21 protein-coding genes are annotated in these 22699 nt (G+C 40.0%); 7 read left to right on the plus strand and 14 right to left on the minus strand.

The annotated features are described in order from the left end of the window. Positions 1-828: a CvfB family protein gene (locus QNM18_RS08150; RefSeq protein WP_284136858.1), complete on the plus strand. Its 828-nt coding sequence runs from the start codon at positions 1-3 to the stop codon at positions 826-828. A gap of 348 nt (positions 829-1176) precedes the next feature. On the opposite strand, the gene QNM18_RS08155 is transcribed toward QNM18_RS08150, so the two are convergent. From QNM18_RS08155 to QNM18_RS08175, 5 genes are all read right to left on the minus strand, one after another. Then, a complete protein-coding gene (locus tag QNM18_RS08155; RefSeq protein ID WP_284136859.1) occupies positions 1177-2280 on the minus strand; it encodes a serine hydrolase domain-containing protein in 1104 nt (367 codons plus the stop codon). A gap of 296 nt (positions 2281-2576) precedes the next feature. Further along, positions 2577-2747, minus strand: a complete 171-nt coding sequence (locus QNM18_RS08160) for a DUF6435 family protein (RefSeq protein ID WP_211010033.1) — start codon at positions 2745-2747, stop codon at positions 2577-2579. A 93-nt stretch (positions 2748-2840) separates the two neighbouring features. Further along, positions 2841-3197 (minus strand): VOC family protein, encoded by a 357-nt coding sequence (locus tag QNM18_RS08165; RefSeq protein WP_211010034.1) that lies wholly within the window; start codon positions 3195-3197, stop codon positions 2841-2843. A 293-nt stretch (positions 3198-3490) separates the two neighbouring features. Then, positions 3491-3874: a GFA family protein gene (locus QNM18_RS08170; protein ID WP_211010035.1), complete on the minus strand. Its 384-nt coding sequence runs from the start codon at positions 3872-3874 to the stop codon at positions 3491-3493. A gap of 227 nt (positions 3875-4101) precedes the next feature. Next, positions 4102-5652, minus strand: a complete 1551-nt coding sequence (locus QNM18_RS08175; protein WP_284136860.1) for a beta/alpha barrel domain-containing protein — start codon at positions 5650-5652, stop codon at positions 4102-4104. Positions 5653-6100: 448 nt separating this feature from the next. Between QNM18_RS08175 and QNM18_RS08180 the strand changes: the two genes are divergently transcribed. Further along, complete coding sequence (locus QNM18_RS08180) at positions 6101-6985, plus strand: alpha/beta hydrolase (RefSeq protein ID WP_284136861.1); 885 nt, start codon at positions 6101-6103, stop codon at positions 6983-6985. A 189-nt stretch (positions 6986-7174) separates the two neighbouring features. Here QNM18_RS08180 and QNM18_RS08185 read toward each other — a convergent pair whose 3' ends face one another. After that, positions 7175-8101: a S41 family peptidase gene (locus tag QNM18_RS08185; RefSeq protein WP_284136862.1), complete on the minus strand. Its 927-nt coding sequence runs from the start codon at positions 8099-8101 to the stop codon at positions 7175-7177. A 689-nt stretch (positions 8102-8790) separates the two neighbouring features. Between QNM18_RS08185 and QNM18_RS08190 the strand changes: the two genes are divergently transcribed. The 3 genes from QNM18_RS08190 to QNM18_RS08200 all read left to right on the plus strand — a co-directional run bounded on the left by QNM18_RS08190 (position 8791) and on the right by QNM18_RS08200 (position 14295). After that, positions 8791-11955, plus strand: a complete 3165-nt coding sequence (locus QNM18_RS08190) for a M43 family zinc metalloprotease (RefSeq protein WP_284136863.1) — start codon at positions 8791-8793, stop codon at positions 11953-11955. A gap of 773 nt (positions 11956-12728) precedes the next feature. Further along, on the plus strand, positions 12729-13730 hold the full coding sequence (locus QNM18_RS08195) for a sensor domain-containing diguanylate cyclase (RefSeq protein ID WP_211010041.1): 1002 nt from the start codon (positions 12729-12731) through the stop codon (positions 13728-13730). Positions 13731-13938: 208 nt separating this feature from the next. After that, entirely contained in the window at positions 13939-14295 is a 357-nt protein-coding gene (locus QNM18_RS08200) for a ribosome recycling factor family protein (RefSeq protein WP_211010042.1), read from the plus strand. Between the two features lie 125 nt (positions 14296-14420). On the opposite strand, the gene QNM18_RS08205 is transcribed toward QNM18_RS08200, so the two are convergent. The 8 genes from QNM18_RS08205 to QNM18_RS08240 form a co-directional block, all read right to left on the minus strand. Then, positions 14421-16298, minus strand: a complete 1878-nt coding sequence (locus QNM18_RS08205; RefSeq protein WP_284136864.1) for an NACHT domain-containing protein — start codon at positions 16296-16298, stop codon at positions 14421-14423. Between the two features lie 372 nt (positions 16299-16670). Beyond that, complete coding sequence (locus QNM18_RS08210; RefSeq protein WP_284136865.1) at positions 16671-17141, minus strand: DUF6265 family protein; 471 nt, start codon at positions 17139-17141, stop codon at positions 16671-16673. Between the two features lie 246 nt (positions 17142-17387). Next, positions 17388-17753 carry a hypothetical protein gene (locus QNM18_RS08215; protein WP_284136866.1) on the minus strand — a complete coding sequence of 122 codons (366 nt, stop codon included), beginning with the start codon at positions 17751-17753 and terminating at the stop codon, positions 17388-17390. Between the two features lie 97 nt (positions 17754-17850). After that, complete coding sequence (locus tag QNM18_RS08220; RefSeq protein ID WP_284136867.1) at positions 17851-18723, minus strand: PhzF family phenazine biosynthesis protein; 873 nt, start codon at positions 18721-18723, stop codon at positions 17851-17853. Positions 18724-18804: 81 nt separating this feature from the next. Beyond that, on the minus strand, positions 18805-19254 hold the full coding sequence (locus QNM18_RS08225) for a pyridoxamine 5'-phosphate oxidase family protein (protein WP_284136868.1): 450 nt from the start codon (positions 19252-19254) through the stop codon (positions 18805-18807). Positions 19255-19682: 428 nt separating this feature from the next. After that, the gene (locus tag QNM18_RS08230; protein WP_284136869.1) at positions 19683-20027 is read right to left on the minus strand and encodes a VOC family protein; all 345 of its coding nucleotides are present in this window, start codon (positions 20025-20027) and stop codon (positions 19683-19685) included. Between the two features lie 67 nt (positions 20028-20094). Next, positions 20095-20541 carry a GNAT family N-acetyltransferase gene (locus QNM18_RS08235; protein ID WP_284136870.1) on the minus strand — a complete coding sequence of 149 codons (447 nt, stop codon included), beginning with the start codon at positions 20539-20541 and terminating at the stop codon, positions 20095-20097. Between the two features lie 48 nt (positions 20542-20589). Further along, positions 20590-20964 (minus strand): MazG nucleotide pyrophosphohydrolase domain-containing protein, encoded by a 375-nt coding sequence (locus QNM18_RS08240; protein WP_284136871.1) that lies wholly within the window; start codon positions 20962-20964, stop codon positions 20590-20592. Positions 20965-21224: 260 nt separating this feature from the next. Between QNM18_RS08240 and QNM18_RS08245 the strand changes: the two genes are divergently transcribed. Both QNM18_RS08245 and QNM18_RS08250 read left to right on the plus strand, forming a co-directional pair. After that, entirely contained in the window at positions 21225-21587 is a 363-nt protein-coding gene (locus QNM18_RS08245) for a hypothetical protein (protein WP_211010051.1), read from the plus strand. A gap of 225 nt (positions 21588-21812) precedes the next feature. Then, on the plus strand, positions 21813-22667 hold the full coding sequence (locus tag QNM18_RS08250) for a CPBP family intramembrane glutamic endopeptidase (protein ID WP_284136872.1): 855 nt from the start codon (positions 21813-21815) through the stop codon (positions 22665-22667). Positions 22668-22699 lie beyond the last annotated feature (32 nt).

The following is a 22699-nucleotide window of genomic DNA, read 5'->3' on the forward strand; positions in this document are numbered from 1 at the left end:
ATGCTAGGTACTAAACAATTTTTAATGATTGAAGAGATCTGTGCGGAAGGCGCATACCTCGACGGTAAAGAACTTGGTGATGTATTTTTACCTCTGGATGAAAAGCCAGAATACCTAGAAGAAGGTGACAACGTAGAAGTCTTTATCTATTCAGATAACCAAGGGCACGCGTGTGCTACCACCAGAGATCCTATTGCACAGGTTGGTGAATTTGCGCTACTTCGCGTGAAGCAAATCAATAAAGTGGGTGCATTTATGGACTTGGGTATTGCCAAAGATGTACTTGCACCATACAACGAGCAAAAGCCAAAAATGCGCGAAGGCTACAGCTATCTCGTTAAGTTGTACCTAGACAACGCCAGTAAACGTTTATGTGCATCTAGCAACTTAAATAAGTTCGTCAACAAAACACCTGCTCAGTACGATAAGTTTCAAGAAGTTGATTTAATCGTCGCTGCTAAAACAGATCTTGGCTACAAAGTAGTAATAAACGAAACTCACTTTGGAATGGTGTTTTTTGATACGGTATTCAAGCGCATGTATATCGGCCAGCGTATGAAAGGCTTTATCAAGCAAGTACGTGAGGGCGACAAAATTGATGTTTTACTAGAAAAACCAGGGATTGAGAAAATCTCAGGCCTTGGCGAACAAATTCTTGCTAAGCTAGAGGAAAACAACGGCTTTTTACCTTTGGGCGACAAGTCAGACCCCCAACTTATCAAACAAGCCTTCTCAACCAGCAAAGCCAACTTTAAAAAAGCCATTGGAGGCTTATTCAAGCAAGGCAAAATTGATATTGAAGCGAACTCTATTTCACTTCGAAAATAAAATCTGTTTGGTGGTTTGGCTAAGTGACCAAATCACCTTTTCATTTAAATAATTGTCTCAATTTCGACGCCGCATACGTTTATATGCGTTTGATAATGAAGTGGAATACTCTTTCTGCTGGTCTCTACCACTGCCTCAACCTTTTTGTTTATAAAAAACACTTCAGGTCTTTGACCCTGTTTTGTGGTCATCTGTGCGATTGCATAGCCGCTAAGCACATGGATTGTATTGCACGCTAATTAACTTGAAGCAAAAATAAAGTAATACGTTACCCAACAGAGGCTATTTAAGCGAATGCGCTTAAACGACCTCCAGTGCTAGATAAGTTTCGACTTTTGCTATTAAAAATTACAACGCAAAATCTTCGATATAGTGCGCCGCTATTTCGTCAACAAACTGAATTGGCAAACCGCCGACTAGGTTCGTAAGCACGACGATAGAAACATCATCATTTGGGTAGTGGATCATGGTAACTGCATTGCCGCCGCTTGCACTCACCGCAGGGTGGTTTTCTCTGTCTATTACCTGCCAACCAATTGCGTAGCCATTTTCCAAGTTGCTAAAGCCTTGTGTTTTACCATTGTTGAGCGTAACTGGAGACCATAATGCATCCAAGTCCTTGATCAGTTTTTCTGATTGCAAGGCAATCATATACTGAGCCAACTCAGTCGCTGTTGAATTCATGCCAGCGGCCGTTCTCAGCATATAAAAAAACTTGCCGTACATATTGGTAAAACTCTGCTTATTTTTGTCGTACAAATATTGTCTAGCTTGATTCTTTATCACAGGTGTCATGTATTCAAAGCCTGCACCAGCTGTTAACTGCATGCCAACCGGTTTTAATTGATGATCGGTTATGAAATCAATGAAATTTCCATCTACGTATTTGTCGATAATTTTACCAACAATAACGTAGCCAGTCTGGTTGTAATCAAAACGGGTGTTGGTTTTAGACAACATAGGAAGTGTTTGCACTTTATCCCAAGCAGCTTTAGGGTTTCCTCTCACAATCAAATCAATATAATAGCCACTTAAGATTTTTGGCAGCCCTGAAGTGTGCGCCATTAGATGTTTAATTTTTATGCTATGCCAAGCTTTTGGAAGCTCTGGCAAGTGTTGACCGATCCCATCATCAAGCGTCAGTATTCCTTTTTCTACCAATTGCATCAACGCTACACCAGTAAACGCTTTCGTCATAGAATTGATTGAAAAAACAGTATGATTTTTTACGGCAATGTCATCTTGCAGGTTAGCGATACCATAGCCTTTAGTTTTAACTATTTTTTTATCTTTAACGACTGCCAGCTGCAAACCAGGAATAAAACGCTTTTCCATCGTGGTTGTAATAAGGTTATCTACTTCATCTGCAATCGAATGAAATGAAGTAAACATGCACATTACCGCAGCCAAAGAGCATGCGAGATACCGCCGCTTTCCTAAACTTATATTCATAATATTCTTTTTATAGTTTGTTGTTATTAATGCTGTTTACCGTTGTAAAGCACACGCCTTTATCAGTTGAGCATCTATATTAAAGCAAAAGAAAAGCGAGCGATAACAATAAATTGTAAAGTTTTGAACAATAAATAAGGAAGGTGGTCCGACTGAAGGTGTGGCATTAGCTGATAACCTCGCTAATAGTCCCTTACCTCATTGTCGTCTTTTTCAATATTAACATAGCTGTTCCTGCGCAGTATAAAGCGTTGCCACTTCCACCGCCCCTCTGTGAAGTGGCCTGAGTTAGGCCATTACTGACTTTCTATGCTTTCTATTTCTTTCCAAATAGATTCAGCTTCCGCAGTCAACATCGCGTATCCTCTGATATCTCCATTTCTTTGTGCATACATCGCTTGCTCCAGCTTTGCATCATGCTCTTTTCTGAGCTTTTTGACTGGGTTGGCCTTAAAAAATCCAAACATTCGTTCACCTTTATTTAAGCATTTTAATCAGTAAACGAACTGTGTGATGTTTTAGATCAACCTAATTTAAAAAATCTACCACTGTGTTCACAACTATGCGGATTCTGACCACACGGCAAACTCATTACCACTAGGTTCGGTAAAATGGAAACGGCACCCTCCAGGAAATTCAAAGATAGGACGAGTGAGTTCACCTCCATTTTCAACAACCTTCGAAAGCGTGCCTGTCAGATCATTACTGTAAAATACTAACAGTGCGCCACCACGACTTACTGTGCTCGACATATCAGCTTGATAGAATCCCCCATCTAAGCCTTGATTTGAAAACGCTGTATATTCGGGCCCATAGTCAACAAACTCCCAATCAAATACCTGACTGAAAAATAACTTAGTTGATTGCAAATCCTTGGCTGCAAATTCTACATAGTTAAGCTTTTCATGTTGATTCATAGATACCTCTTAAACCAGATTTATTATTGATTGTCTCGGCGCAGAGCGTTTTTGCTAGATCTGAACCTTTAGTTTATTGGCTTTACAATACCCTTCAGTTTATCAGTCGTAAATAAAATTCGTCCTGTGTGCAACGTAATTATTTGAATCAACAATATCAAGGCTACCTTTTTGCCCACATAATCTTGCGATAAATCGCAACCGTCGAGTTTGTATTAATCGTCTAGGGTTCAGTGTGATATACCGTGAATACGACCAAAATTCACAGTGTACACTAATCGATATCAGTCAACTTATGGGGTGACTTCTACATGCCACCATTTGGGCTTTTTTGAAACATAGGAGTGAGACTTGGGCATTAATTCTAATCGGTTTGGTGTATCAAACGCGCCAACCACCAATGCAATTATCGGTGCGTCATCAATCGCCCCTAACGTGCTCCCACACTCATTGCAAAAACTACGAGAAGAATACTCCGAAGAACGCCATAGCTTCGGCTTTCCTCCCGGCCCATCCCAAATAACTTGCTGTCGTTCAAACTCTACCCAAACCTGGCTGAGTGAACCACTGTGACGCTGACACATGGTGCATGAGCACGTGTGAGGGTTGAGAGGCTTTCCTGTTGCAGTAAATCGGATGTTGCCACACAAACACCCACCTTTATAATCTTTTGCCATTTGACCGTTCCCTGTGTATTTAATGTCGTACTTTTTAGCTCATATACAATCATATAGCTATAATAATTTCAATTAGTTAAAGCACACCAAGAAGTTTATGTAGATGGTTGAAATAAAAAGATGTAAAGAGCAAGCACACTTTAAACTTGCTCTATTAAATATCGAGGAATGTCAAATTTGCTAGGAATAAATAAAGTACCAATACTGACCCCTCTAAGTGATCAAGGTTAGTGCGCAGGATCAACTGTTAATGCGAGGTCATCTAGTAAAATAGATAGACCGTTTTGGTTTTTAAAATGCAAAAACTTTAGATCTACATGTTTGATTGGTCTGCGATTATCCAATGGCAAGTCTACATTAAAAGACGTAACTGAATTGCCTAAATTGCTCAATGTCACACGCTCATGCGTAAATGGGTATTGATCGCTTTCATGATAAGTAACATGGGCTTCAGCAATAACTGATTCTGTATCATACCCAGAAATCGTTTGAAGTTTACCACTAAAGCGTAAACTGTTTAGATAAGTATTTTCAGTAAATTGATAAGCATGATTAAATGGGCTGTAGACATCAAAATCCGTAAAGTTGACCAAAGCACTTTGCTCACCGCTAATTGGCGAATCCGCTGTTAGGTATGCAGTACTACTGCTATTGGAGGGGAAATTAAACAGATTTTCATTTTCAAAGTCGCCGTGCTCTATCAGGTTGCTAAGATCTTTGGGCTCAACATAGAGTGCTAGGTTATCAAGCAATACTGTTAAGTCTTGTTGATTCTGCGTGTATAAAAACTTTAAGTCTACATGTTTTATTTTTCTATTTTTATCAAGTGGCACATTTACAGTGAACTGATTTACGGCGTCCCCATTTCCAGAAATAGCCACTCGACGATGTGTCAGGGGATATTGACCATTTCGATGGTAAGTTACATGCGCTTCTGCAACAAGTGACTCAGTTTCAAATCCTTCAATCATCTTTAGTAAACCGCTAAACTGAAGGCTTTCTAATTGTGTATTTTCAGGGAATTGATAGCTGTAATAGAAAGGGCTATAAGCACTGAAAGCGGTAAAGTTAACTTCTAAGCTTTGTTGCCCTGCCAGTGGGTTTTCTCTTGTTATTTGAGAAGTACCTTCGCTCGCACTTGGAAATCTAAATCGGTTTTCGGTTTCAAAGTCACCATGAGATATTAAATTCTCTTTTCCTGCTGGCACCACATACAGTGCGAGGTTATCGAGTGACACGGTTAAATCTTGCTGATTTTGAACATATAAAAACTTCAAATCTACGTGTTTTATTGTTCGAGATTGATCAAGTGGTACGTTAACATTGAAAGTAGTGGCATTATTATTACCAGAGATAATGACACGTTCATGCGTGAACGGATAATGACCATTACTATGATAAGTCACATGCGCCTCGGCAATAAGTGATTCCGTTTCGTAACCTGAGATCATTTGAACGAGGCCATTAAAGCTCAAGCTTTCCAGTCGTGTATTTTCCGGGAATTTATACGAGTAATTAAACGGGCTGTAAACACTGAAGTTGGTAAAGTTTACTTGCACACTTTGACGCCCCGAAATAGGAGACTGATTATTTAGATTGGCAACCCCTTCACTATTTGACGGAAATTTAAACCGATTTTCAGTTTCAAAATCACCATGAGGTATTAGGTTTTGTGCCGTATTAAATAGGCTCGACGGGTCATTAGTAGGCTGAGAATCTGCCATTGACGATAGGCTGATAGTGGCCATTAAACATACCAAAGATTTAGCTAAGTTCATAGGTAGCGCCCTTTGTTGATTGAATTTAATTGTGACGCTATAAGGTACATTGTTGATATTTAGATTTAATTACATAAATACAAATAGCCAACATAAAGATCTATATGTTTACAAAAAAAACCGTTACTAGGTGATAAATTGACAACCAAATAACCTGCCAGCTCGAAGCTTGCCAATTTTAATCCCCCTCAACCACCACGCCCTCATTCAGCAACAGCGATATTAATGTAACGCCTGATTTAGCAGCCTGTACACTTATCAGCACTACAAGCTAAACGTTCAATTTTCAAACTAAGCCATATCATTAAATCAATCTAATTTCTGTGAGTGTCTTGTCTTAATTCTTGAACAAAACTTTACAGAAACCCTATTTAAACGGTGTTAAAAACGGAACAGGTTAAACAACGTAATACCACCTAATTTGTTAATTAAATTAAAGGATAATTTTATGCATACAGTCATTGGTCTATTACTTTCAATATTCTGTTTTTCTGCATTCGCCAGCTATGAGCCATTCACATATAAACACGAACCGATTTCACATACGTTCAGCCCAAATATACTGGCTGAGAGCAAAAATGTATGGGTTGCGCTGCCAACGGGGTATCACGCACCTGAAAATGCACAAAAACGTTACCCCGTCGTATATGTTACTGATGGGGTAGCGTATCAATTTATTACCGCTGAAAGCATGTGGTTTGCAAACATGGTTGGTCATATTCCACAAGCCATTTTGGTGGCAATTGATACGACAGAACACAGAACGCGAGATTTAACCCCTTCTGTACCAAATGACGGCCATAGTACTGATTTAACAGCTGGAAAAAGTGCAATTTTTCAGGATTTTATTAAGCAGGAAGTTGTTTCTTTTATCGATCAAAACTATCGTACTAATGATTTCCGGGTCCTTGCTGGCCACTCCTTAGGCGGTTTGTTCACTATAACGGCAGTGCTTAACCCACAAATCCAAGACACCTTTAAATCATACATCGCACTGGATCCATCGATGTGGTGGGATAATGCTGACACAGTCAACCAGTTAGAGCAGTCACTAGGTCTATTAAATAGCAAAGCGTTTAATATTTATATTGCGGCTGCCCACAACGATAAAGATGCAGCGAATGATACAACAGGAGACTATCTAGAACATATTCAAGCCATGGCCAGAGCTGGGCACTTGTTGTATGCATCCAATAAGACAACTGGCACTTATGACGTTTTCCAAGATGAAACCCATATGTCTATATTGCATCAAGGGCTTTATAAAGGCCTTAGAGCGGCCTTTAAGTGCTACCCTACAACTTGTGACAAATCGGTTAAGGCAAGTAATTAGTGACCAGTAATTGGCGGTCAAGAAGCTAAGCCTCTTTCGACTTGGCTTCTGCGTTTTCTCTTTGTGTGACAATTACAGTGTGAATCATTTCAAACCACAGAGCACTTTACCAATTTGCTTAAGCTTAGCGGATAAATGACCCACTTTTATCGTATCTGTCGAGGTAAGCCGAACACCATAATAGGGTAGCTATTGTCTTTCACTAATCAAACTCAGTGCGATATCCAGCGCTTTTTCACTACTTGAAAAGTGATCGGGCACAACCCCCTGCTCGTGCCACGATATGCGCTCCTTCACACTCATCAACATGCCGCTAGTCAATGACAAAGTAATATGTTCACTGATCTGAATTAACGTTTCGATACTTGCAAGCCCCATGGTTTCCTCCCCAATAATCACCGCGCGACCTGACTCCTGTAACGCGTGAATAAACAGTTCCCACGGACCACTTACAAATGATGACGTCAAAATATATAAGGGTATATGGTCGCTAAAGCGTTCAAACTCTGGCGTTTGGATAGCATAAATCGGTTCTATTCCCTTGTTTGTTTGCAACAAGCCAATTGCTTGGTCTAAATCAATGAAATACCCTAACATTGTCTGGCTCAACTCAATACTTCCCTCATCTACAGTGCGCAGATCCAATAGCAAAGCGCTTGGTGTAGGTAAGCCTGAAATATGGGACGCTACCAATTCGCTATTAACCCCAAACGCAAAACTCCCTTTTAGCTCAATGTAACCCACACCGTCACTAGATATTTGTGATTTAACAGCTGTCTCATCATTATGTTTAGAGATCAGTTCTATGGCAAAAGTATTGTGTATTAACTCAAAGCTATTATCACCTGTTGTCATGCGTAATGCGTTGTAAACCTCATTTTTAAACCAATGAAAATCAGCGCCATCGCGAAAACTCCCTCTATTCATTTTTGTTTTTAGTGAATCTACGGCAAGCGCTCCTTTATTCGGGTTGACATAAACATCGACCAATGAATTAGAAATAGTTTCTATTGCAATGGATACTTGATTAGCAGACATTTTTTGAGCCTGATTTGCTGACAGATTGCTCGATAGCATCAAGTAAAAGATAAACCAAATAAAGTGCTCTGATTTCATTGTTGCTTTCCTTATTATTCAACGTATTTACGACAGCAAAGCTTCGTTTTATTACCTCTGAATTACCTCTGACCAAACAACTGTTATACTTGGTGACACTGAAAAAACTAACTTAGCTGCTTTATATCTTGATACTAGATGAAAAATTTCAAGGCCAGACTCACAACTCCACTAACAAAACTAAGCGTTATAGGTAGTAATATCTCTGTTCAATCGGATTAAAAACACATGAAACACCACACAATTGAGCGCGCTCAATTGTGTGGTGTATATATTTCACTTGTCTTTAATTGGCAAATGATGCTCTTTGAAACTTGTTTTTAAGACAGGTAAAAAGGTTACTATTTGGATAATTTTTACCACCTGTTACCAAAGTCGCATAACCTCTTGTATTTTTTGCATTATTTATAAATTCACAGCTTATTTAACCTAAACAAAGATCAAAAAAGAAACTCACAACTGAAATATATTGTATACAATTTATTTTCATTGTTGTAAGTTAAAAAACGTTTATTACAAATTAAATGTCGTTTAAGTATTAAATTAATAATAATAAACCACTGATAATAAAAAATATTACAATTCACAATCAAGAGGTGCTGGCAGAAATGCCAATTGTTAACTTAGGTTTAAGCGGTACCTAAAACATATCAACTGTTAACAATAAAAATAAACTACAGGAGAACAACATGTTTTTATCCAAACCGGTACTAACGTTACCCAAACTCAATTGCGTAACAATTGCGCTACTCTCTGCGATGACAACTGCAACGTCGTATGCAGGAGAAAGTTCTGAGCCACATACACACGTGAACAACATTGCAAGTATGGATGTTCAAGCTAACCATAAACATTCAGGTCAAATATGTGGTACTGACCACAATGACCAAAGTTGGTCTGCCATTCAAAAAGAAAATGTCCGTCAAGCAAATATAAGCTCAAGCTTTTCTTCGCAAATTATGAATTCACTTGCCGCTCAAGAGGACCTTGCCGCAGAAAATGGTAACGGTGTACCGGGAAGGTATTACATTCCTGTTGTTGTACATGTTTACGGTGACAGATATAACTGTGAGACAGGCACCTACTGTCTAACTGAGCAAAAAATTATCGACGGCTTGAACAAGTCAAATGAAGACTTTTTGGGGCTAATTACAGATGACGGGCCGATAGCACCGGAATTCCAAGCAATCCGACGAAACCTTAATATCGAATTCGTACTTGCAAAAAAAGACCCCAATGGCCAGCCTACTAATGGTATTGTTCGCTACCCAGATAAAGCTGGTTACGGTAAAGGCAGTGGTAGAGATGACCAAATTGCTGCTGACGCGTGGGACAACTTCAAGTACATGAACATTTATATTCAGCGCGACTTGTATGATGATGGTAAAACTAATAATTCAGGTGTTGCTTGGTACCCGCAGTTGAGTATGTCGCAACAAGGCCTGTCTCGTGTTGTCTACAATGGTGATTATGTCGGTGCAAATACCAATGAGAACTTTCGTTCTGTATTAACCCATGAGTTTGGCCACTGGTTGAACCTACCACACACTTTTGATGGCGCTTGTACGGTTCATTCAGAAGCATTCTGTAACGCGACTGGCGATGGTTCTTGTGATACGCCACAAATGAGTAGTAGTATTTTACAGGACAACGCTAAAAACTGCTTAGGTCAGGCTACAAACACCGAAAACTTCATGCATTACTCTGACAACTATGCAATGTTTACCAAAGATCAAGTAGATCGCATGACTGCTGCCCTGCACGGCCCAGCCCGTGCAACTATCTGGTCAAACACCAACTTGATTGCAACGGGTTTAGGTGAATATACCAGTAATGCAGACCACCCTTGGGATGGCACTTCAGGCGCAGTCGTTCCACCTAAAGGCGATGTTGTACAATCATTCACAAACCTATCTGCACAAAAAGGTGAAGTTGATAACTTTGAAATTAATGTACCTAGCGGTACCCAAGCAGTCGCATTTTATCTCGACGGATATGACGAAGACCCGGATATGTATGTCTCCAAAGGTAAAGCGCCGACTAAAAATGGTGACAACTGGGATGCAGACTTCATTTCTTTTAGAAGCCCTGGTTCGCCTGAGCTAGTAACCCTATCAGCACCTTCAAGTACCGAAAGTTATCATGCTGCAATTGATGCATATAGTACTTATTCCAACGCGACGCTCAGCATCATTGCAGGTACAGATGATACTTTATGTGCCACGTGCGAACGTGTGTTTTTAACTGAAGTCAAAGATTTAAAATCAGCAAAGGGCGCTGAGCCTAAAACTTACCAGTTCGATATACCAGCTGATGCAGTGCGCACTGTTGCGGTTATGCCCGGTGGATATCAAGGCGATCCAGACCTATACGCCAGCATAAACTCGGTGCCAACCAAAGACAAATTTGACTGCGGTCCATTCAGCGCACCAAGATTAAGTGAATACTGTGAATTCCCAGCAGGTGGCGGCACGCTCAACTTATTGGTAGATCCATTTCTGGAATATAGCGAAGCATCATTAGTCGTTTATTATGAAAGATCTACAGATTCAGAACTGCCAATCGCGCAAGCAAACGGTCCATATAATGGCTTGATCGGTAACACAATTGCCTTTAGCAGTGCGGGTTCATTCGATTCAAATGGCAGCATTAGCAGTTACTTATGGGAGTTTGGTGATGGCAATACCTCAACAGCGGCAAACCCAACACATGCATATCAGCAAGCTAACACTTATACCGTAAAGCTGACAGTAACCGATAATGACGGTAACACCGCCAGTGATACAGCCACTGCACTAGTTAAAGCCGAAAACATCGCGCCTGTGGCAAATGCCAATGGCCCATACACTGGCTCAGTAGGCAAAGATATTGAGTTTAGTAGTGCAAACTCTTCCGATCCTGATGGCAGCATCGCAAGTTATAAATGGGAATTTGGCGATGGCCAATCAAGTACCTCTGCAAACCCTAAACATAGCTACGCCCAAGCTGGTGATTATACGGCAACTTTAACCGTCACAGATAACGAAGGTCTATCTCACTCAGCACAGACTGGCGTTACAGTCACAGGGGTGAGCTATTGCGAAGCAACCGGTAATACAAAGTATGAGTGGATTGCAAATGTACAAACAGGTGCATTTAGCAACCCTTCCAACGCAGATGGTTACAGTGACTTTACTGCTCAGACAATCGACGTCAAAGAAGGCGATAATCAGTTTACACTCACACCTGGTGGCAACTATACAGAACATTGGGCTGCGTGGATTGACTTAAATGAAAACGGTCAATTTGAAGATTCTGAGCAAGTAATGAGCGATGTTTCTGGCAAAGGTGCTGTGAACGGCATGGTGTCGATCCCATCTGGTGCGGCAGGCAAAACGACGCGTATGCGTATCGCCATGAAGTACAATAGCGCCCCAACATCAGCTTGTGGAAGCATAGGTGATGGCGAAGTTGAAGACTATACAGTGACTATTAACCCCAGCTCTGTGAATAAGACTGTACCTAACGCATGCACAACGCAAGCTCCTATTACAGGTGGCAGATTGGAGGCTGGCAAAGCCGCATGTCTTGGTGGTAATGGCACAGTTTGGCTAAGCCTACCAGAAGTGGACTCTGCACAGAATATTGCAATTACAACAGCGCATGGCCAAAGTAACTTACATATTTTGTACAAAAATGGTGGCTGGCCAAGTGATAACGATAAAGATGCTGAATCAAACTCTGGTACCAAAACTGAGTGCATTACGATTCCAGCAGGTGACCGTTACTGGTCATATCTAAAAGTCTCTGGAGATGCAACAGATACAAGTATTATCGTTGACTTTGATAGCCTTGAATGTAGACAACAAAACTAAACTTCATTCATACCCCCAGCACCGCAGCATATGCTCGGTGCTGGTTTGACCCGGCAATCAAACGACAATCTATTACTTATTCTTAGGGCTACAAGGATTTTTTCTTGTCGACTTTCTTAAACTTAAATATCGATTTTCCATACCGCAGGTGTAACTTAGCATCTGTTTTTAGCAACACGATGAGCTTTATACTGTTCGTACCTCTTTGCAAAAAAGAGTCCTGATTGATACTGCGAGTGTGAAAAGTAATGTGATTTTCATTCAGTATGATGTTGCCTGTTTCTATTATTGGATGACGGGGATCAGTGCCGTAACAATCATTGTAAATTGAATAGCGTTCTCCTTGCAATTTCAATAAATCCGGACACTCGACATTAGACTCAACTTGCAGCCAGGCTTGCGAATAGACTGAAAAGCTAAACACGCTGACAAAAACGCTTGAAAGCATGTATACAAAATAGCACCGCACTCTAGAAGTCCTTCATAGATGTTGTCCCAAATGGTTGGTTGTAAGCTAACTCTCAACCCATTTTAAACTGTACACTCAGCTTGTAAATTGTGCCACGCATGAAAGTTAGAGTTTCGTAGGTCTCAGCTTAAAACATACCGTTTAGAGGTATTATCAATGGAGTGCAATCACATATCAGAGAGCGCTATTTAAACTTCCCTTCGCGCAGCGAAAATACTCAGAAATCCACCAGCGCAGCACCTATAGAATAAGTAATATTAAGCTATAATCAAACTTAGTTGCCGCTATGCATTTGTAGATAAATATGTCTTCTTCGATCAACCATGAGTCAATATGCTTGCCAATAACATTTGTCAATGAGTTGTCTAAATCAAAAGATTTACCAGAGACATTGGACTTGATTTCCCACTGGTTACCGCAAATTATCGATGCAGACCGGGCAAGTGTTTGCTTGCACAATGGACAAGAAGACACATTGGAGGTGTATGCTTTATACGGTAACAAAGCCATTCAAGCTAATACGATCTTGCAAATTGACAACACCATGGTTGGACGGGTATTCCAAAGCAAAACATTAGAAATAAACAATAACCTTAAGGAATCTCAAGATTTCGACTGCAGAATTTTACACGAAGGCGGGTTAAACTCATGTATGGATGTACCGCTGCAAAAATCTGGCGCATGTTTTGGCACATTGAATTTAGGCAGTTTAAGAGAAAATGCCTATCAAACACAACATGCTGTTCTACTCGAATGCATCGCTAACTGGCTGGCCAACTACCTGCACGCTCAAATGGAAATTACAGAGCAAAAGAAACGTGCCGAAACCGACCCGCTGACTAAAGCGAGCAACAGACGCTGTCTGACTATCGTAGGTAACGAGTTGCTCAATAAATGGCAGAGCGACAAGCAGCCATTTGCGATGATTATGATGGATATCGATAACTTTAAACACTTCAATGATCGGTATGGGCACAATGTAGGCGACTTGGTTTTGGTCACATTCAGTCAGGTTATTAATCAAGTTATACGCACATATGACCATTTTTTCCGCGTTGGAGGGGACGAGTTTGTAATTTTAGTCAGCGGTAATGTTGATGCAGCCGAGAAACTAGCGGAGCGTATTCGACTTGAAGTGGCGGGCATGTCTGTTCAATACGATATTCATAACCTTCATATCACCATCAGTTGCGGTGTAACTAGCGCACAACTCCAAGATGACAGTCTCGAGTCTATTTATAACCGAGCTGATCAGGCACTTTACTTATCTAAAAAGAATGGACGAGATCGCACAACAGTAAACTAGCGAACACATATATCCATGTCGTATTTAATACGCCCACAATCCGATATGTCAAAATTAATGCCTTTTCGTAACTGCTCCAATCTTCGTACATCAAATTCTTAAAGTGTACGACAGGCTATTCAACTCCTCATCGCCAAAGCCTTTTAAACCAAAGAAAGCGACTAATAATTTTGTTACACTGCTCACACAATTCCCCATGCATGTACATATGTTAGATATCCAACTAAATAGCTTTATTCGTCGTATTGAACACGCAGACACATTAAAAGCACTTATAAAGTCCAGCGGTGCTCAGCTAAGCCGAAAAGGTCGCTCAAGACACTGGAGAATACGAGGTGACTGGTCACAATTGGAAGTTATTGTTAAGCATATTCAACAACATGATGAACCCAGCTGGCAATGGGTAGTTGAAAAGTTGCACTGCAATAGGCCTAAACCAAGCCTTGAAGATTTAGTTTCGATAGTGAAGCACAACCCCACCATGACATTACACCAACTGATAGCGCAAACTGAATGCACATTGGCGGAAGCCAGAAGAGCTTTTGACGAAATAGCATGGGATTAACTAAAAAAGCTTTAACTTGATTGAGTTCAATTCATAGAACTCAATCAAGTCGGCAGCGCCATTTATGTTAAACTCAGATCCTCATAACGCTACCCGCAGCATACGGAGGCCCGACTCCTGCTTAGTTACGCAATGCATGTTATCTTTTCTGCAAAATCCCCACTCGGTATTCTCAGTTTCGTTTTCAGCCTATACTCGTCGTGCTGCTTGATCCTCTTCATTACTATCGTGCCATCAGAGCCTTCAGCTTCCAACTCATAGTATGAAGTCATTATCTCTACATTACAGTTCTCAAGCATTTTTTCCATCAAAGAAAAGTATTCTCTATCATCAATTCTTTGGCTTAACAGGGTATAAGATGCCAAGACCAAATCTTCACTGGGGTAAAAATCGGGCCTTTCTTGTGATAGGCGACTTGTAAATGCATTGTAGAAGGAGTTAGAAAGAACTCCTCTATAAAATACACCAAGAATTATATCCGTGAAGTATAGGCTAGGATTAGATGAGATCGAAGTCGCAATTGCCAGCTCAGAACCTAGCAGTTCTATATACTTTTTAACGCGCTCTAAAGATGGAAGTTTAACTAAATATTCGGCCGTTAAATATTCCTGTAATGACTTATGGGCAAATTCATACTGTAAATAACCTGTCTGTAAAAACAAACCTGTATGGGACTCAATTTCATTCGCAGCCAAAACACTTTGTTGTTTAGGCAGTCCGAAGTTTCCACATATGGAAGAATACGCGTCAATCAACTGCTGTTGATTAAAGACACCAGTATTACCATGAATGGTTAAGTAATACGACAGGTGATTTAGAAACTCAAATTTCCTATCCGGTTCAAATTTAGCATACCGAGACTCTCTATTTATTGAGCGTTGACCATCCCACTCTTCGAGCATGAGATTTACAACTTTTCTATACACAGTTTTCGGCCTGTCTGGAATATTACCTGTTCTCTCATAAATAGCGCACAGGTGTGCTAATGAAAGTGGCTTAATTGCAGTATCAGAAAATGGACTGCTATTGATATCTTGCACAAACTTTATTGCCTTATGCTCTTCCTTTATCCAGTTTCTTGCAAAGCACAGGATCTGATCTTGGTTTAAAGATGATATTTCGAAGTCCGTTGTATGATCAAGGGTGTAATTAAACTCCCCGGTCCTACAAGTAATTATTATTTTGGACTCTCTGCAATTTTGAGCCAGTTTCCTTATTTCTTTTAAAGTTGAATCTTTTTGAGATTGTGTTGGCAATTCATCAAATCCATCGAGAATCAAAATAGGCTTAAGTTCGTTTATCACAGCATATATTGACTCCTCTTTCCAAGACTCACTAATTTGGGACTCAGAGGGCTCGGATGCATAAATATCAAGCTTTAACAAATCACAGAGGTGGGATTTAATAATTTCATGCGACCCTTTTGTATTAAGATCCCTGAAGCGGATTAACACCGGAAAGCTATATTGACTATTAACAAAACCGCTAAAGAAATTTGAGCACAACTTTTTCATAGAAGTTGTCTTTCCCGCTCCTGGTTGCCCAAGAACGACCGCGTGCTTGTCATCTGAAAAAAGGGCTTCTTGTAATGGTTTTACTGTGTACCTTTCTGATCTGTCGAAATGCGTCCTCAGTGGCATCAGATAGGTATCTAGCTCAACGTAAATATCGCTTAGCTTTTTTTCTCCTTGTAAATCTTTAAAGCCAATAAAACCAGACCACTCTTTAACCAAACTCAAGTGCTTTTTTAAGCTCTGACTTACCTCATCTTCTTCCATTAAAATCTCAGCGTTAAACTGTTCATTTGGAAGGAGTGCTATGGCTTCTAACTCTTTTATTGTCAGACCTAGGCTTTTTTTGTCCTTACGTTTTTTCTGGTCGTTCTCTTTCTTCCTTTTTGCTTCAAGAAGCTCAGAGTTTTTTTCTTTTACTCTGGTACCCAGAATATCTTTCGCAACAGATATTCCAGCTTTAATAAGTTCTGATAAGGCCACTTCAAGCATATAAATTCCTTATTATCCGATCAAACTTGCATAACAGCTTATTAGCGAGACTTTGTTAGATAGTGATTAATATAAACACGATTTCGCTTTAAAGTATTGAAAGCAATACTAAATCATACGATAAGAAAAATACATTGAATGTTTGCGAACAACCGTTTCTCGCTCAAGGCATACCGTTAGGCGCAATCGAAACACATCATCTAAAACTGTCGGGTCAACTGTGGACTACTACAAATGAACTATCGTCGAAATACTACATCATTGATTGTATTTACTTGCGTGCAAGGATCATCAACTCTGACCCCATTGATTCGGCTTGGTTAAAGCGAGTGATACTTACCCAAGCCATATCTATTTTGCTGTAGCAACTTCTTAGCTATCGTTGTTTTCAACAAAATCGATAGTAAACCCCTTCCCTTTCTCTCCGGAGATCAAAACAGTTATGTTGTTATCTTTAGTCAATTGATAACTCAGCTTTTTAGGAAAGTCATGTTGTGGGTTCTCAAATACCGCGGTTTTTGCTGAGCAGCTTGTTAGTTTAAAAGCGACAGGCAGGTCGTTACTAGCAACTTTGGCAACATAAAATACCTCTCCTGACATCTCTACTAATCTTAATGTTTCAGAGCTAACCGTTTTACCTTTTTCGATGGAATAAGTAGAACCTGCGCCTTCAAAGGTTTTACCGCTTATCTGTTTCCAAGATTCGTTAATTTTCAGTTTACTGCTTTCGGAATACCAATTCCCGACAAGCCATGACAGTGATTTAACAGAATCACAAGATTTCGCTTGCACCGTTGAGTGAAAGGCTAAACACACGAATACAAAACCTATTACTTTTGACATTGAACACACCTCCATTTGACTGACAAAATTGTTGTCCCTGCACCAAAGGACAGTTAAATCAAAACGAAACGTCCAGTTATTTGCTCCATTATGCAAAGCAAATATAAGTTAACTACGTTATTAAGACTGCTTGAAACTATACTTCTTCACCAAATCGCTTTGCATGCGATTAGAACAATTGCAAGCTATCTTATTAATGTACTTTTTTAGCTGCAATATTCATTGTTGAGCAACTTAAGGACAAAGTTACTGTGACACAAAATAATGACCATTAAATATAGCGGGCGCGACAGGTTTTTTCGCCAGCTGCCTTATCGGCGTATAGGTGTTCACTTTAATAACCTGTGTGAACGTTACGATTTCCCTCAGTGTCTGGTTATCATATTGCTGTTTCAAAGCTTCATCTGGCGTGAGCGGCGGATAGATCACACCACATCTGTACACCTTGCCCTTATATCTTTTATTGATTTGCTGTGTAAATTGTTCGCGGCTAGTTAGGTCAATCAAGACCTCTTTTACGACAGGTAATGAAGGCTCTAAGTTAAACTCTATACTTTCAGCTAGCCCGCTGAAAGTTACTAACAACACATAAATAAATTTGAGCAGTTTCAAAGTAGCTCCTTGACTGAACACGTGTTTATCTACCACAAATACCGCTTAACTACAGCGCAAATTACACCAAATAGCAATACATTAAAATTCGGTACACCTATGCCACATTGACCTTTTTCACATCAAATTCATGAGCAAGGCCGCCTACCTTTACTTGGGTGACCTGTTCGTTGCAAAGTGTCACAGACGCTGTGACTCTAGATGTACACCCCATGGCTCGACCCTGCTCAAATGTAAACTCGCTCGTATCAATGTTTGTGAGGTGTTTACTCAAATAACATGCAAGCGCACCATTAGAGCTGCCTGTTGCTGATTCTTCTGGTATCCCAACTAATGGGGCAAAATTCCGACAGCTCGCAGTGTATTCAGAGTTAGGTCCACACAATTCAAATACATGCGCCCCGATCAACTGATGTTTTTTACAAAACTCACTGAGTCGCGCTTCATTTATTTTAATTTTATCAAGATATCCATTTGGTACAGCCACCAAAATATCCGCTAAGCCGGTAGAAACCATTTCAGATGGCAACTGAGTGGATGCCAATACAGAAGATTCTAACCCTATAAATTCAGACACTTCTTCATAGCTTATTCGTCCCAGATATATTGGCAGCTTTTGCTCCATTACAACATATCCGTCAGCGTCAATCATGACACCCAGCAACCCTGCTTTTGTTCTTTGTGTATATTGGCCGGCACTGAGCACACCCCTTTGACACATTACTGTAAAAGCAGACAAAGTAGCATGACCACAAAAATCGACTTCTTCAGTCGGTGTAAAAAACGACAATTGAAAATCGACTTCGTCATCTCGAGAAACAAATGCTGTTTCTGAGTAACCGACAACTTTAGCTATATATTGCTTTTCTTGTTCAGATAAACATTCGGCATTTAACACCACGCCTGCTGGGTTTCCTCCAGTACCATTTGCTGTGAATGCATCGACCAAATAAACTTCAACTTGCTTCAATCTTTAAAACTCCAGTTTGTACTTTTTTGAAATAAATGCAGCGGCGCACCAGAAGTTGAGCGCGCTCATAAAACCAGTGCATTAGACACCATATGTCTTTTTGGCACTTTCAATTTGCTGCTCTTCTGTGATGTTTGGAAACAGCTTATAGCTTGGCGCAACAATGGATTTCGCTTTTAATACCGTTATACGAATTACCCCCGCAACCGGGTATTTATCACCTGTTAACGGTTTTATTGAACCAAAGGCGGCCTCAAAACTATCTGAGTTTTTTGCTATATACGTCGCTTTGCCATACAACTGAAACCCCTTTTGCTTAAACACATCGACAAAACTTACACACACGTTGTCATTGCTTTTAATATTCTTTACGCTATTTGCAGAGGCTATATTCGCGATCAGTATTTCTGTATCGCTGTTGCAGATAAAGACTTCCTTTGGCGAAACACTCGGGCAACCATCTTTGTCGACAGTAGCCAACCAGCATAGAACACTCTCTTGTATTGACGATTTTATTTTTTCTGTAAGCATTGCTGTTCCTTGTTATTTGCTTTTAATTGATAGGTTCTAAGTTTGCGCTGAGCTATTTTTCCTTTTGTATAGTATCCACAGTTTCTATTTGGACGAACTGTAGTAGCAATTGGTTGAATACATTAGTACGATCACTATGGCTAGTTAGCACCCAGTTTGAAAAGCCAAGTCTACTGTAACAAGTAACATATGTCCCTCATATTATACCAGTTTTCGGCACCTTGATAAGACAGCTTAGACTTGTTATCCAGCCCTTGTTTTATTCGATATTTGCCTTTCTGAACAAGTAAGACAGAGCTGTATTTTGCCTTGATTACAGATATCAAAAAACATACTTAGTGATAGCTCATTGGCCATTTTTCTTTCTGGTAACTAAGAGCCGCGCTTGTTTGTCTTCAGTTGCATGTTCGCACGTTAAACAACCGTAGTTAAACCTGCCACAATCCATGCTCGATAGACCCCAAGATATAAATCGCGAATTTCCCTTTACCCGGAATTTCCAAAGGTGGAAGCGCTATTTCTGCGCCATTCGATTGTGCACTTTGCACAGCTTGCTCAATATCATCCACTAACCAATACGGGCGTACAACCGGCGTTTCTGTCTCTCGCAATGGCTCTCGCACTCCCACCATACAACCATCCGGTAATCGACACGTTTTAGCACCACCAAGTAATTCGTCGGTTTCACCAAATCTCACTTTGTATGTGTCTTCATAAGTACGAATAACAGACTCAACATCAACTGAAACGATTTCCAAGTAGTGAACTTTCATTGCAAGCTCTCCCGTTTCTGTTCATTGACGACCTATTCACTTTTGTCTTAATTAGGAGATCAACGATTTAAATTTGAATATATAGCCTTAGCATATCCTTGTGCTGAATGCCATTTTCGAAAATTGGCATATCATAATGCTCTAAAAAATAGTCCTTTGACACTGATGCCACCCGAAATCCGATACGCTGATAATAAGTGAGCTGGTAACCAAACGTACCTGTGCCAAGCTCGATTCTCCTTATACCTCTCTTTGATAACTCAGAGATAGTAAACTTGAGCAACTTGGAACCAATACCTTGCCCTTGATAAACTGGATAAACCGAAATGTTATAAATTTCAGCCAGTTCTGCTCGCTGCGGTTTAACGATACATGCGGCGAGAATTTTACCGCGTGTTGTAGCCACAAAACACCAAGATCCTGAGAGGTAGGTTAAAATATTCTCTTTTGACGGATCGGCTTCAAGCAATAGCTCAATCGGTATTTCATTACTTTTAATTTCCAAATATTCCATTTTTCCCTGCGCCTTCCAGTATTTTTTGGACCAAAGTTGGAAAACAATTTAAGTTCGGTCGGCTAGCGCCTGCTCACGTTCCAATATTTGCTTTTGTTTTTCTTTTACTTCAGCCCAACTACCACCAGCTTCGATGGCTGACACCCTTTGCTCGTATTTAACGTAAGCACGTTTGAGTACAGAGTTAACGTCAATACCCGACTCTTTTTCAAGAGACAGTAAGATATTAAGGTAGTTCCAAAGGATATCCCCTAACTCGTCTTCAAGGTAGCAGGTCCTATTTTTTGGTATTTCTTCTGTGACCTCTGTTATTTCTTCTTTTAAGGAAGCCAGGTATGTGCTAGAGCCAGAATACCAACTATTTGTTTTATCATATAAACTCTTGCGCTTTGCTACTTCCAGCACCTTCTCAAAATCTTGCATGGGACTCCTTATCATCTCTTTTCCTACCACAGCCAATATCAATGCCGATACTGAATAACCCACTATTACCGATGTTCATGTAACTGCCCCAGTTTTGTTAGCAATATAGAAAATCAGTCTCGTTCCAAATATTGTTACAGTGTAATAATTTGTAATGTTAAAAGCCAAATCTATCTGCCAACTTAAGTGTGGTGAAACCAAAGTGTCACAAAATGAGCTTCACTCACATCAATTTATTTTACAACTTAAAGGAAACTAAAATGAGTCAATATATTCCAGAAGGTAGCTTTACTTTAACGTCTAAAAATATTCGCTCTACTCTATACACAAAATCTCAAAAGCGAGATGGCAAGTACATTCCAGCCTCACTTGATTTGACGAATTTATCTTCTGCTGATGTAGCAAACATGGATGGGTTTTTAGTAAATCAAACACACTCAGGTAGTGCTAGCGGCTATGTGCCAAGTGGCAGTTATCAAAAAACATCAGATGACATTGTTGTTGTATTGTCTGCCGAGTGCCAAAAGCGCGATCAAACATATCAAGAGTCAACGTTAGTGATCAGTGGCTTAAACAATGTCAGTGTTTCCAACATTGATGGTGTACTTACTGTTGATGAGTAAGCCTGATTAAACGCCAGACTATGCGCCTTTGTACGCCTAGGTGCATAGTCACTGAACCAGAAAAGCAGTGATCAGTTTGTGAGTAATCGATTTCAAAAAGTCGCTTACTTTCTATACTGGGCATTTCCTTTTAAGTTCCCATAGAACAAACATTGGCAACCGCGATAATTTTAGTAAACTGATAAAAATTTGAACGAAATAGTAAAAGCTACTAATTAAAAAACGATGTTTCAAACATTTTCCATTACTCGCCTTATTACATATTGCTTAGTCCCTTTTTTGTTGTTGTCTGTGCCTGTTGCACTTTTACTCGTCATGTCTGACGGCAACCCATTGGTCAATATTTTTGAATCGCATATTGCCAAATTGACAGAGATGCTCTGTTTTGTATTTTCACTTATTTTGATTTTAAGCTTTTTCAAACCAAGAAAAAGAGCCGTTATGTTTGCCAATAACCTGTCATCGTCAGGTTATTGGCAATTGACATTGCTCGCCATCGGCTTGTTGCTGCTGACCTTTGCGGCGCTCAACTTGATGCAGTTATACCAGAGTACAGACTTAAGTTTTGTTGACCCACCAAAGATTAATCGGGACATAACCCCTTCAGGCAGCGTGTTCTGGCTTTATATCTCGATACTTTTTTTAAGTATCGTAATAGTATCCCCCATTTTTGAAGAGGTTGTGTTCAGAGGCATTTTGTTGGATCGACTGAGCTTGAAGCTATCCCCTATTTGGGCTATCACTGTCTCCTCTCTTCTATTTGGCTTTTTACATCACAATTATTTAGGAAGCACAGTGTATGGTGTCTTATTGTGTTTGGTTAGATTGCGTTTTCGCTCACTTACCGCAGTAATCTTTGTTCATATACTAAATAATTTAATGGTTTTTTGTTTGATTTTGTCTAGTTACTTTTTCGATTTGTCCCGAATACCTATCGTTTCAACCGTATTGGTCCACAACCCAAACCTGACAAACATTCTTCTTTTAACCCTAACTGCGAGTCTCATTATCATGTATTACTATAAAAAAGAGTTAATATGTATTCCTCAAAAGCGTTTTAATAAAACGCTGCTCACCTGACCTCCGTTTAAACAGAGCACATCGTAAGATTT

This window comes from Pseudoalteromonas obscura (genome assembly GCF_030135505.1).
In the GTDB taxonomy this organism is placed as follows: Bacteria; Pseudomonadota; Gammaproteobacteria; order Enterobacterales; family Alteromonadaceae; genus Pseudoalteromonas; species Pseudoalteromonas obscura.

Bases quoted from the DNA above. Each gene is read 5' to 3' on its own strand.
- QNM18_RS08150 (WP_284136858.1), top strand. From the start codon at position 1: ATGCTAGGTACTAAACAATTTTTAATGATTGAAGAGATCTGTGCGGAA.
- QNM18_RS08155 (WP_284136859.1), bottom strand. From the start codon at position 2,280: ATGAATATAAGTTTAGGAAAGCGGCGGTATCTCGCATGCTCTTTGGCT.
- QNM18_RS08160 (WP_211010033.1), bottom strand. From the start codon at position 2,747: ATGTTTGGATTTTTTAAGGCCAACCCAGTCAAAAAGCTCAGAAAAGAG.
- QNM18_RS08165 (WP_211010034.1), bottom strand. From the start codon at position 3,197: ATGAATCAACATGAAAAGCTTAACTATGTAGAATTTGCAGCCAAGGAT.
- QNM18_RS08170 (WP_211010035.1), bottom strand. From the start codon at position 3,874: ATGGCAAAAGATTATAAAGGTGGGTGTTTGTGTGGCAACATCCGATTT.
- QNM18_RS08175 (WP_284136860.1), bottom strand. From the start codon at position 5,652: ATGAACTTAGCTAAATCTTTGGTATGTTTAATGGCCACTATCAGCCTA.
- QNM18_RS08180 (WP_284136861.1), top strand. From the start codon at position 6,101: ATGCATACAGTCATTGGTCTATTACTTTCAATATTCTGTTTTTCTGCA.
- QNM18_RS08185 (WP_284136862.1), bottom strand. From the start codon at position 8,101: ATGAAATCAGAGCACTTTATTTGGTTTATCTTTTACTTGATGCTATCG.
- QNM18_RS08190 (WP_284136863.1), top strand. From the start codon at position 8,791: ATGTTTTTATCCAAACCGGTACTAACGTTACCCAAACTCAATTGCGTA.
- QNM18_RS08195 (WP_211010041.1), top strand. From the start codon at position 12,729: ATGTCTTCTTCGATCAACCATGAGTCAATATGCTTGCCAATAACATTT.
- QNM18_RS08200 (WP_211010042.1), top strand. From the start codon at position 13,939: ATGTTAGATATCCAACTAAATAGCTTTATTCGTCGTATTGAACACGCA.
- QNM18_RS08205 (WP_284136864.1), bottom strand. From the start codon at position 16,298: ATGCTTGAAGTGGCCTTATCAGAACTTATTAAAGCTGGAATATCTGTT.
- QNM18_RS08210 (WP_284136865.1), bottom strand. From the start codon at position 17,141: ATGTCAAAAGTAATAGGTTTTGTATTCGTGTGTTTAGCCTTTCACTCA.
- QNM18_RS08225 (WP_284136868.1), bottom strand. From the start codon at position 19,254: ATGCTTACAGAAAAAATAAAATCGTCAATACAAGAGAGTGTTCTATGC.
- QNM18_RS08230 (WP_284136869.1), bottom strand. From the start codon at position 20,027: ATGAAAGTTCACTACTTGGAAATCGTTTCAGTTGATGTTGAGTCTGTT.
- QNM18_RS08235 (WP_284136870.1), bottom strand. From the start codon at position 20,541: ATGGAATATTTGGAAATTAAAAGTAATGAAATACCGATTGAGCTATTG.
- QNM18_RS08240 (WP_284136871.1), bottom strand. From the start codon at position 20,964: ATGCAAGATTTTGAGAAGGTGCTGGAAGTAGCAAAGCGCAAGAGTTTA.
- QNM18_RS08245 (WP_211010051.1), top strand. From the start codon at position 21,225: ATGAGTCAATATATTCCAGAAGGTAGCTTTACTTTAACGTCTAAAAAT.
- QNM18_RS08250 (WP_284136872.1), top strand. From the start codon at position 21,813: ATGTTTCAAACATTTTCCATTACTCGCCTTATTACATATTGCTTAGTC.